We start from the raw sequence: 2,205 nt of genomic DNA, 5'->3' as shown, positions 1-2,205 counted from the left end.
CCCGAGTAGGCCCACTACGAGGGCTTCCGGCCGCCTTGCGGCCTGGGGGCACCCCCACGCCGAAGGCCATGGGGGAGCACCAGGACACCTCGCTACCGGGCAAACCTTGCCGGTCACGGCACTAGCGCCGTGGCCGGAGAGGTTCACCGGTTCGCGGTGTCCGGCACCTCTCCGCCTTGCGAGGCTGGGGGCGCCCCCGCGCCGAAGGCCATGGGGGAGCAGCGGACGCCGCGAACCCGGCGGACCCTTCCGGCTGCGGCTTGGACCGGCCGGCAAATGGAGGGTGGGAGAAGGAGCGGGTCGTCAGCCGCCGGGGCGGCCCCATCCGCCGGGCGAGGAGGTGTCGTCGGACCCCTTGGCGGTGTCAATGTGGTCTGCTAGCTTCCACGTTGACACTTTGACAACGTTGCCATCGCGGTTCAGGGCGTGGTCGGTGCGTCGATCCGGCGTGCCCGGGGCGCCGGACGGCGGTGCGTGCAGCGTGCCGCGTGGTTCGGCCGTGCGGGTGCGAAGGGAGTGGACGCCATGGACTCGGGTGCGGCCGCACGAGAGCCGGCACGTGAACCGGCACAAGAGCTGGGGCGGGAACCGCGACGAGAGTCGCGGCGCCTCACCAGACGCGGCGTCCTGGGGACCGCGGGCTCCGGAGTCGTGGCGGGCACGCTCGCGGCCGCGGGCCTCGGCGGCCTGGGGACGGCGGCGGCGCACGCCGACGCCCCTGCGCAGGGCGGCAGGTCGGCACAGCAGCATTCGGCCGGGAGCGGCGTACGGGTCGGATACACCATGCCGACTCTGGCGTTCGGCGACTCCGCCACGCAGCACCTGGTCGGCACCGCCTATGAGTCGGCGCTGACCGACCTGTTCGGCATCAACACCGCCTACGCGGACCCGGGGACGTATGACGCCGCCGGGCTGGTGACGTATCCGAGTGGTTCGTTCATCCGGGCCGGCGGCGGGTATCCGTTGCCGCAGCGGTGGACGCGCGACGCGGCGGTCAACGCGTGGAACGCGGCGAGCCTGCTCGGTCCGGTGATCGGCCGCAACAGCCTGTGGTCCGTGGTGGACCGGGCTGACGACGGCCTGATCGTGCAGCAGGACAACCAGTGGTGGGACCAGGTGGTCTGGGTACTCGGCGCCTGGAACCACTACCTGGTCACCGGCGACCGGGAGTTCCTGGCCGCCGCCTACACCACGGCCGCCAACACGCTTGCCGCCCGCAAGGCGAAGAACTTCAACGCCGACTTCGGCCTCTACCAGGGCCCTTCGTTCATGAACGACGGCATCGCCGGCTACCCGGCCCCGCCGTGGACCACCGGCGTCGACTCGTCGTTCGTACTGGACTACGCGCATACCGACGAGTTGATGTGCCTGTCGACCAACTGCCTCTACTACGGGGCCTATCGGGCGGCCGGCGACATGGCGCAGACGCTGGGGCGCCCGGCGGACGCCGCCGCCCACCGTGCCGCCGCCCAGGCCGTGCGGGACGCGATCGACACGCACCTGTGGCGCGAGGACGCGGGGTCGTACGGCTACTTCGTGCACGGTCAGGACGCGTTGGCGGGCCGGCTCGACACCTCCCAGGAGGGCGCGGGCCTGGCGTTCGCGGTGCTGCTGGGCGTGGCGGACGCCGACCGCGCGCGCCGGGTGGTGGGCGCCGCGCACTGGCAGCCGCATGGCATCGTGAACGTGTGGCCGCACTTCGAGCGGTTCGGCGACGACCGGCCCGGCCGGCACAACGTCACCGTGTGGCCCATGGTGCACTCGATGTTCGGCCACGCCGCGGCCGTCGCCGGGCGGGCGGACCTGTTCGCCCGGGCGGTGCGGGAGTTGGCCTCGCTCGTCAAGGGCAGCGACAACGGCTTCTACGAGCTCTACAACTCGCTGTCGGGCGCGGTGGACGGCGGCTGGCAGACGGGCGGCGACGGCACCGCCTCGCACTTCACCTCGCAGCCCGACCAGGCGTGGTCGGCGACGGGATACCTGCGGATGATCCTCGCCGGCCTGTTCGGGGTGGACTGCACCGAGCAGGGCCTGCGGATCGCCCCGACGCTGCCGGACGGCTGGGGACCGGTGACGCTCGGCGGGCTGCCGTACCGCGACGCGACCGTCGACATCACGCTCAAGGGCGCGGGTACCCGCGTGCACGCGTGCACGCTGGACGGCCGCCGCGCGGCGCCGGTCGTGCCGGCCGGCGCCGGCGGCCAC

General features: G+C 73.1%; 1 protein-coding gene. It reads left to right on the top strand.

Going from position 1 to position 2,205, the window contains the following annotated elements:
- Window positions 1-651 precede the first annotated feature (651 nt).
- The coding region (locus tag AC13HU_RS36005) for an MGH1-like glycoside hydrolase domain-containing protein (RefSeq protein WP_483046205.1) at window positions 652-2,205 on the top strand (1,554 nt) is incomplete at its 3' end.

The organism is Streptomyces sp. NH27, assembly GCF_056859195.1.
This window is presented reverse-complemented; position numbering and strand designations above follow the sequence as displayed.